At 36.2% G+C, this 9,346-nt stretch carries 10 protein-coding genes; 9 read left to right on the forward strand and 1 reads right to left on the reverse strand.

From position 1 onward, the window contains the following. Positions 1 to 212: 212 nt before the first annotated feature. The 9 genes from rapZ to ACEN33_RS06895 all read left to right on the forward strand — a co-directional run bounded on the left by rapZ (position 213) and on the right by ACEN33_RS06895 (position 7,758). Positions 213 to 1,100, forward strand: a complete 888-nt coding sequence (gene rapZ / locus ACEN33_RS06855) for an RNase adapter RapZ (protein WP_138404437.1) — start codon at positions 213 to 215, stop codon at positions 1,098 to 1,100. Then, positions 1,097 to 2,116, forward strand: coding sequence for a uridine diphosphate-N-acetylglucosamine-binding protein YvcK (gene yvcK, locus ACEN33_RS06860; RefSeq protein WP_407089473.1), 1,020 nt, complete (start codon positions 1,097 to 1,099; stop codon positions 2,114 to 2,116). The genes rapZ and yvcK overlap by 4 nt, the downstream gene beginning before the upstream one ends. Positions 2,117 to 2,142: 26 nt before the next feature. Further along, positions 2,143 to 3,072: a DNA-binding protein WhiA gene (whiA, locus tag ACEN33_RS06865; RefSeq protein ID WP_138404435.1), complete on the forward strand. Its 930-nt coding sequence runs from the start codon at positions 2,143 to 2,145 to the stop codon at positions 3,070 to 3,072. Positions 3,073 to 3,175: 103 nt separating this feature from the next. Beyond that, positions 3,176 to 3,598, forward strand: a complete 423-nt coding sequence (locus ACEN33_RS06870) for a single-stranded DNA-binding protein (RefSeq protein ID WP_407089474.1) — start codon at positions 3,176 to 3,178, stop codon at positions 3,596 to 3,598. Between the two features lie 322 nt (positions 3,599 to 3,920). Next, positions 3,921 to 4,637, forward strand: coding sequence for a response regulator transcription factor (locus ACEN33_RS06875; RefSeq protein ID WP_407089481.1), 717 nt, complete (start codon positions 3,921 to 3,923; stop codon positions 4,635 to 4,637). Continuing rightward, positions 4,637 to 6,052 carry an ATP-binding protein gene (locus tag ACEN33_RS06880; RefSeq protein ID WP_407089475.1) on the forward strand — a complete coding sequence of 472 codons (1,416 nt, stop codon included), beginning with the start codon at positions 4,637 to 4,639 and terminating at the stop codon, positions 6,050 to 6,052. Before ACEN33_RS06875 ends, ACEN33_RS06880 begins: the two co-directional genes overlap by 1 nt. Before the next feature lie 11 nt (positions 6,053 to 6,063). Beyond that, positions 6,064 to 6,852, forward strand: coding sequence for a hypothetical protein (locus tag ACEN33_RS06885; RefSeq protein WP_407089476.1), 789 nt, complete (start codon positions 6,064 to 6,066; stop codon positions 6,850 to 6,852). Between the two features lie 14 nt (positions 6,853 to 6,866). After that, positions 6,867 to 7,568, forward strand: coding sequence for an NAD(P)H-dependent oxidoreductase (locus ACEN33_RS06890; RefSeq protein ID WP_407089477.1), 702 nt, complete (start codon positions 6,867 to 6,869; stop codon positions 7,566 to 7,568). Between the two features lie 13 nt (positions 7,569 to 7,581). Further along, positions 7,582 to 7,758, forward strand: a complete 177-nt coding sequence (locus tag ACEN33_RS06895) for a hypothetical protein (protein ID WP_218931585.1) — start codon at positions 7,582 to 7,584, stop codon at positions 7,756 to 7,758. Between the two features lie 50 nt (positions 7,759 to 7,808). Here the strand turns inward: ACEN33_RS06895 and tyrS are convergent, their stop codons facing one another. Then, the gene (gene tyrS, locus ACEN33_RS06900) at positions 7,809 to 9,077 is read right to left on the reverse strand and encodes a tyrosine--tRNA ligase (protein ID WP_407089478.1); all 1,269 of its coding nucleotides are present in this window, start codon (positions 9,075 to 9,077) and stop codon (positions 7,809 to 7,811) included. Between the last annotated feature and the right edge of the window lie 269 nt (positions 9,078 to 9,346).

Raw genomic sequence — 9,346 nt, forward strand, 5'->3', positions numbered from 1 at the left:
TCAATTAGAATGCTGCGGTGAAAGGAGTTTGTATTCGATTAATTATCGTTTGGATTTTTATTTAAAGAAATAAAATAAATTGCTTTTACTAGACGATTACTGATAATATAAGGAAGCAAATTTAGACAAACAGAATATTCAAACGATAATCATAATAAAATCAATGTGATTGTGATACAATATATTAAAATCAAGGGAAAGAGGCGAGATGCATGTCTGATACATTAGAATTAGTAATAATTACCGGTATGAGTGGGGCAGGAAAAACTGTCGCAGTCCAAAGTTTTGAAGACTTAGGTTATTATTGCATCGATAACATGCCACCAAATTTACTTCCTACATTTTGGGAATTAATGAAAGAATCAGGGAAAATTACACGAATCGCACTTGTGATTGACTTAAGGACACGCGAATTCTTCAGTGAATTAGAGAATGTTATTGGCAAGATGGATAACACTCAATTCATTACAACACGTATTGTCTTCTTAGAAGCCGATGACCAAGCCTTAGTATCTAGATATAAAGAAACACGCAGAAAGCATCCTTTGGCAACACAAGAGAGAACCATTACAGGAATTCAAAAAGAACGAGAAATGTTAAGTGACATTCGAGCACGATCACAAATGATCGTTAATACAACAGATTTATCGCCAAGACAATTAAGAGAGAAAATTATCGAAGTCTTTGCTTCTGATACTTATCAACCATTCCACATTGAAATGGTCTCATTTGGCTTTAAATTTGGGGTGCCCATCGATGCAGATATTGTCATGGATGTGCGATTCCTTCCGAATCCACATTATGTTGATGAGCTAAGACCTAAAACGGGCTTAGATACGGAAGTATATGACTATGTCATGAAGCAACCGGAGACAGAAGAATTTTATTCACGATTTATGAATTTAATTAAATACTGTTTACCAGGTTACAAAAAAGAAGGTAAATCTAGCGTGACAATTGCTATTGGATGTACCGGTGGTAAACACCGTTCAGTTGCCTTAGCTAAGAGAATGGGTCAAGAATTAGAAAATGATCATTACGTGGTGAATGTCTCGCACCGCGATAAATTAAAAAATAAGGAATCGGTCAATCGATCATGAGCGAAAAAGCCAAACCACGCTATAAAGTGGCTGTTATCGGAGGAGGGACTGGCCTCCCGGTAATACTTCGAGGGTTAAAACATTTGAATGCAAGTATTTCTGCTATTGTTACTGTTGCTGATGACGGTGGAAGTAGTGGAGTGATTAGAGACTATATTAATGTGGTACCTCCCGGAGATATTCGAAATTGTATGAGTGCCTTATCGGCACGTGAACCAGAGTTTATTGATTTATTTCAATATCGCTTTGAATCTACGGATGATTTTTTAGCTGGCCATGCGATCGGTAACTTGTTGATTGCCGCTTTAAAAGAAATGCATGGTTCAATGCAAGATGCTATCGACATGTTATCAAGGTGGATGCATATTCAAGGACAAATATTACCAGCAGCTCAAGATCCTCTGGTACTAAATGCTTTATTTGAAGATGGAACTATTGCGGTTGGAGAATCAAGTATTGCTTCTCACCGCAAGAAGATAAAAGAAGTATTGGTCACAACCACAGAAGGAGAAGAAGCTTTAGAAGCTTCGCCCCGTGTGGTTGATGCTATCATGGATGCAGATATGATTATCTTAGGTCCAGGAAGTCTTTACACAAGTATCTTGCCAAACTTAATGATTAAAGAGATTGGTGAAGCCATTGTCAAGACAAATGCTGAAGTTGTCTACATCTGTAACATTATGACTCAATTAGGTGAGACTGAGAACTTTACCGACGCCGATCATGTAGAAGTTCTCCATCAACATTTGAATAATAAATTTATTGATACAGTTCTAGTGAATACAACGGAAGTCCCCGAAGATTATATTAGAACACAACCAAACGAAGAATATTTATTACAAGTTAAACATGATTTTGAAGGCATACGTAAAGAAGATTGTCGCGTCATCTCTAGCGAATTTTTAAGTATGAAACATGGTGGGGCATATCATGATACTGAGAAAGTTGTCGAAGAATTAGGCTACTTGTTAAATTCTTTAAAATTAGCCCCCCGAAAAGTAGAAAAGACACAATAGTAATAAAGATAGAGAGGTGAGGCACGATGACATTTGCTTCAGACGTAAAAAAAGAATGTACGCTATTAGAAGTACACCGAGAGCATGCAAAAGCGGAACTTACTGCGCTGATTCGAATGAATGGTGCTGTAAGTATATATCAACAAAAGTTCATTTTGAATATTCAAAGTGAGAACGCAGCAATCGCGCGCCGAATTTATACACTTTTAAAGGATCATTATGGAGTCGAAGGTGAATTAATTGTTCGACGCAAGATGAAGCTGAAGAAGAACAATGTATATATAGTACGTTGTCGTATTAGAGTGAAAGAAATTCTAGAAGACTTGAATATTCTGGATATGTTAGGTATTGGCTTGAATACAAAAGTCACAAGTGATATTACCGAGAATGAACAAAAGAAACGTTCATACTTACGAGGTGCATTCTTAGCTGGAGGTTCTGTAAATAATCCTGAGTCAAATAATTATCACTTAGAAATTTATTCAAGTTACGATGAACATAATAAAGATATTTGTCAAATGATGAATGATTTTGATTTAAATGCCAAGACAATCAATCGTCGTAATGGCTTTATAACTTATCTAAAAGAAGCGGAGAAGATTTCCGATTTCTTAGCGATTATTGGCGCATCAAGTGCTGTGTTACGCTTTGAGGATATTCGCATCGTTCGTGACATGCGTAATTCAGTGAATCGTTTAGTAAATTGCGAAAATGCGAATATGAACAAAACCATTGATGCATCTCAACGCCAGCTTGAAGCGATTCGTTTAATTGATGATTATCAAGGACTAACAACTTTACCTGACAAGCTAAAAGTTATGGCAGAATTTAGATTAAGTAACCCAGATATGAGCTTAAAAGAACTTGGAGAGCAAATACCAGGTGGACCGATTTCAAAATCGGGTGTGAATCACCGCTTAAGAAAAATTGTAAAAATGGCAGAAGAAATCGGTTAATTGTAAATTTTATGTAAAATTTGTGTAAATTTGAAAATAAAATAATGGAATCACCCCTTTTTTACGTATATATATATAGACCAAAAAAGAAAGGGGTGATTTTTTGAATAAAGCAATGTATGTTGGAAGAATTGTACGAGATGTTAGACGAAATAAAGTAGGTCAAAATGGTCGTGTTGTTAATAATGTTATTGCGATCAATCATTATCAAAAAGATGCAAACGGTGAGCGCCGGGCTGATTTTATTCCATTTGTCGCTTGGAACCATCTTGCTGATTTGTTGCATAACTATACTGCCAAAGGGGATCAAATTGCCATCACCGGTAAGATGCAAAGTCGCAAATACACAGACAGCGAGAATAATGACCGATACGTCATTGAATGTCTTGTCGAAGAACTAACTTTATTGCAATCACGTGACTCAGATGGCTCAAAACAAAAGCAAACCGACAATAATCAAGTTGAGCAAAATCAAAGTACGGATATCCAAATTGATGAAGAAAGTATTCGTGCTGTGATGAACTAATAAAAAAATTATTCTATAATTTTAACCATTAAACCCAGTAAAGTATATTATTCAAAAGTACCAAAGCCTAATTTATAAACCTCTAAAGATGCTTAGTATAATCGATACCTTTTTATTTACGTATATTCCAACCTCCCAAAAGTGACGTAGGTAAATACGAAGGTAGATTATATTGGGCATTTTTTGTATGCAAATGTGACGAAATTGTGAATATTATGAGGAGATGAGAGATAATGGATTCAAATTGCTTAAAATCATTTAATTCATGTATAATAATGACTACAAGGCACGAGGATTGTGCAAAAGGAGGCAGGAAACAATGATGAACGTTTTAATGATAGAAGATAATGAATCAGTGAGCGAAATGATGTCGATGTTTTTTGAGAATGAAGGCTATGAAGCAGCCTTCCATCAGGACGGAGCAGAAGGCTACGAAGCGTATAAAAATAATCCTACGAAATGGGATATCGTGATATTAGACTTGAATCTTCCTACAATGGACGGCATGCAAATCTGTCGGAATATACGAAAAATATCTAATGAAACACCGATTATTATGTTAACAGCGAGAGATTCAGAAAGTGATCAAGTGATTGGACTTGAAATTGGGGCAGATGATTATGTAACAAAGCCTTTCAGCCCGATTACATTACTCGCTCGTATGAAAGCATTACACCGACGAGCTCAGGTAACACCGACACAAGAGGAAGAAGTGGAAACTGCTTCAGAATTTGATGTTGAAACAGAAATTATCCATATCAATACATCAACACGCGAAGCTTATTATAAAGATAAACCCATTGAGAATCTCACACCGAAAGAGTTTGATTTACTTGTTGCATTTACAGAACATCCTAAACGAGTATTTAGTCGTGAAGACTTATTAACAAGTCTTTGGGAAGATCCTTTCTTTGGAGATGAACGTACTGTTGATGCACATATTAAGAAATTACGTCAGAAAATTGAACAAGTGGGTCCACAAATAATTCAAACAGTCTGGGGAGTCGGTTATAAATACGAAGCACCTGGTGAGGAATAATGAAGGTTTTATGGCAACAACTGTTTGCATTTTTATTAGTCATTATTGCAACGGTTGCGCTTTTTGCTTATCGAATTGAAGGTGAAATGACGACTGAGATTGAGCAAACACGTGAGCAGCAATTACTAAATTACGGGTATAACATCGTTAATAATAACTTTTCACGAAATGATTTAGTGAGAACATCTCAGTTATTAGCAAGTGAAAACATTGTTATTCAAGTGTATTTATCAGATGGAAGAACAATTTATCCGACTTATGATCAACGCTTCGATGCGAATTTATCTCAGGAAGAGTTGCAGTTAATTCAATCTGGTCAATATCTTGGCTTTCGAACAGTGGACCGTTATAACCAAAACGGCGAGGTTGAGCCTTATCTAACTGTATATCTACCCCATCAGGATGTTGGGGAATTTCCATCAGGCTTTATTAGTTTGGCGGCTCCATTAGATGACCTACAAGCAAGACTTGATGCAGTCAGACAGAATATATTTATATCACTTATTTTAGCGATTATTATGGGGGTTATTATTAGTACAGTTTACTCAATCTTGCAAACGCGCAAAATCCATCGACTCCAATATGCAACTAGACAAATTGGTCAAGGAAATTACGATGTAACGATAGAGACGGATGGGCAAGATGAGTTTGGGGATTTAGCAAGGGATTTCCAAAAGATGTCACATTCACTAATGGAATCGCAAGAAGAAATAAAGAGACAAGAAGGTTTAAGACGTCAATTCATGATGGATGTTGCTCATGAAATGCGGACACCACTGACAACGATGAGCGGACTTCTGGAAGGCTTACAGCATAATATGATTCCAGAGAAGCAACGAGGGCGAAGCTTAGAATTGATTCAACGGGAAACGCAAAGACTGACTCGATTAGTCAATGAAAACTTAGACTACGAAAAAATTAGAAGCCATCAATTCGTCTTAACTAAGCAGGAGAATGATGGGAATAAACTCCTCGACCAAATTAAAGAACAATTATCACGGAAAGCAGCTAAGAAAAATATTAATATTATAGTTGAAGCAGAAGAGGGCTTAATTGTGTGGGCAGATTATGATCGAATTATTCAAATTCTCATAAATCTCGTCACCAATGCCATTCAATTCTCTGAAGACAGTGATATTATTTTACAAGGGAAGATGCAAGAAGAGTATAGTGAAATTAAAGTTATCGACCAGGGTATCGGAATCGATCCAGCGCATCTACAAAGCATTTGGGAAAGATTCTATAAAGTGGACGAATCAAGGAAAAATACTGAGTTTGGAGAATCGGGTATTGGTTTATCTGTCGTTCAATCACTCATTGAAGCTCACCAAGGTAATATAGAAGTCGACAGTGAATTAGGTAAGGGTTCAGTATTCACTGTGAAGTTACCACATAAAAAAGAAAGTAAACTCTGAAAGGAACCGTCATGACGAAGCAAGCAAAAATTTTAGTTTTATTGTCCTGTACAATACTTGTTGCGGTAATCATTCAATTAAGTTTCTTTTTGTATTCTCAGCATCAAGTAAAAAACATCCATCGCCAAGAAGCTTATGCTCAAGGAGTCACTCAACAAATTGATCAATATTACTTTGATAAAGAAACAGGCTTTGTTATTGAAGATATGAATGAGGATGATTTAATGAGTATCCGTACACACTTGAGTGACTTAGAAGAATCAGAAGTCCTAGGACCGAAACAAATCCAAGCGTATAATGATTTACATCGTCGTTATTACGCTCGCAATGAAGTGAATGCAATGTATATTGAACCTGTAATCACTGGTGGGCAAGTCAATAGTAATGTTCCTTATGTGGAAAACATTGAATATTACACCCTACTTGAAACGATTGAACCTTATCGCTTCCAAGAGACAGAGGATAACTTTCAAAAAACAATCAATTTACTTATTGATGATGCGTTAAGTCAAACTTTAAATTATGAAACTGTAGTAACTACATTAAATAATTTAAAGTTTATTCCTGTGACGGAGGGATATTTCGAAGTCATTGCACGTGGATTGAAGGAAGCTGAAGAAGCCTATGCATTAGTGTACAATCAAACATTATTGGCTAAACTAAATGACGCTTTCCAAAGCTACGCAAGAGAGCTGGTCGAGGAAATTAATGCCAGTAATATTGATGTAGCAAATCTTCAAGAATTCCAAAACGCTATGGAGATATCTCCATATTTAAAGCGATTATTTGGACCAGAATAACTGAGGAGGATTGAATGAGTAAAACAATTGTATACGTAGCTCATCCAGATGTTGCGGCTTCGAGTAGTCAGCAATTTCTATTAAGTTCAGGCAAGCATATAACAGATGTGACCTACGTAGATTTACAAAGTGAATTTGACCACAATGGGTCATTCAATGCTGAAGCAGAACAAGCTCGTCTATTAGAGTATGACCGAATTATCTTTCAATTCCATCTTTATTGGTATCAAGCACCAGCAATTATGAAACTGTGGTTAGATACGGTCATTGAAGATAGACAAACAAATGATCAGTTGGCTAGACAATTAGCAACAAAAGAATTAGGTGTTGTTGTTGTGGCAGGTGTGAAGGAGAGTCAGTATCAAGCAGGTGGGCGAGAGAGACGGACGTTATCAGAAGTATTATCTCCGTATGAATCATTGGCAAATTACTTTAATATGACTTATTTACCTATTTTTTCGGTTCACCAATTTGCTTATATGAGTGAATCTGAGAAGATGGAGTTAATGTATCAATACGCTTGTTACTTAGAAGAAGGGACGCATTTAAGTTATTTAACTTATCAGCGCTACTTGTTAGATAAATTAGAGGCCATTGAAGCTGAGCAACTCAATCTATCGGCAGAAAATGAAATTCTATTCGATCTGTGGAAGCAAACGCTAGAAGATCAAGCGGATGAAGTGAGTGAATTATTCACTTTAACTGATCGCTGGTAAGGAGGTTGACTCGATGAATACACACTATGATAACTATCATGATGAATGGGTTGAGAAAGCAGCAGATTATCCGACGAAAGCTTTATTAGTCGCTGCGATGAATTTATTAAGAGAACAAGAGAAACGCATTGAAAACCATAAAGGAAAATTAGATGGTGCAAGTTGGAGTCCAGAAAATTGGAACGAATAAAAAAGAAGTCACCTACTAAAAAGTAGGTGACTTCTTTTTGGACTGAAGTATTAATCTTCAAAAATAACTAAATGATATTTCTTTTTACCGCGACGGACAATGATGTATTTACCATCGATCGCATCGTCAGGACCAATCTCATAATCAACATCATTAATTTTCTCTCCGTTGATAGAGATGGCATTGTTATTAATAAATTCACGTGATTGTCTTCTTGAATCAACAATTCCAGTGTCAACTAACCAGATAGCTAAATTCTCAGATTGTCTAGCAATTGTCGATTGTGGCATGTTTTTAAAACCTTCTTCAATTTGTTTTGCTGAAAGTTGACCAACTTCACCAGTAAAAAGTGCTTCAGTAATTTGTTGCGCTTCATCTAGTGCTTCTTGACTGTGGACAAAACGAGTAACTTCTTCAGCTAAACGGCGTTGAGCTACACGTAAGTGTGGATTCACTTCAATTTCTTTCTCTAAAGCTTCAATCTCTTCTTTAGATAAGAAAGTAAAGTATTTAAGGAATTTAGTAACATCTGAGTCTTGCTGATTAATCCAGAATTGGTAGAATTCATAAGGTGTTGTTTTCTCTGGGTCTAACCAAATCGCATTTCCAGCTGATTTACCAAATTTAGTTCCATCTGATTTCAGCATTAATGGAATGGTTAATCCATAAGCTTCTGCTTCAGAACCTTCCATTCGACGAATGAAATCAAGTCCCGCTGTAATATTACCCCATTGGTCTGCACCACCTACTTGTAATTGAACATCTAAGTTCTTGTATAAATAATGGAAATCAATGGATTGTAATATTTGGTAAGTAAACTCAGTGAATGAAATCCCTGTTTCTAAACGAGAAGCTACGATATCTTTAGCAAGCATTGTATTGATGTTAAAATGTTTTCCGTAGTCACGTAAGAAATCTAATAAAGATAATTCACTTAACCAATCGTAATTATTTACAACACGGAAGCCACTATTTTCAGCATCGCCTTTTAAGAATAACTTATCCATTTGTTGTGTCAGTTTATTGGCGTTCTCTTTTACAACGTCCATGGTCTGTAATTGACGTTCACTACTACGGCCGCTTGGATCTCCAATTGAACCTGTCGCCCCACCAATAACTACGACTGGATTGTGACCAGCTAATTGAAATCGTTTAAGGATCATGAATGGAATTAAATGACCGATATGCATTGAATCCCCTGTCGGGTCAACTCCGCAATATAGACCAATCGCTTTTTTATGTGTTAGTTTTTCTAGACCTTCTGAGTCTGTTTGTTGATTGATGGCTCCACGCCACTCTAAATCTTCTAGAATATGCATTATGAGTCTCCTTTATAGAATTGAATAGATAATCTTATTATAGGGATTTAAGTTTAGTTAATCAACGTTCTGTTACAAAAATAAAATTGAAGAAAGACTCTAAGTACTCAAAGTATACTGAAATTATAGGATAAGAAAAATCCCTCTGTTGTCAAATCAAATGCAACACTATTGTTATTCAAAAGACATACCCCATTAGACTTTTAGGTATAGGGTTTCCCCCATGGGGGAAATGTCGCTTTTCGATTCTTTTATAACTCAAGTCTTTA

The organism is Ruoffia sp. FAM 24228 (genome assembly GCF_045528575.1).
Taxonomy (GTDB): domain Bacteria; phylum Bacillota; class Bacilli; order Lactobacillales; family Aerococcaceae; genus Ruoffia; species Ruoffia halotolerans.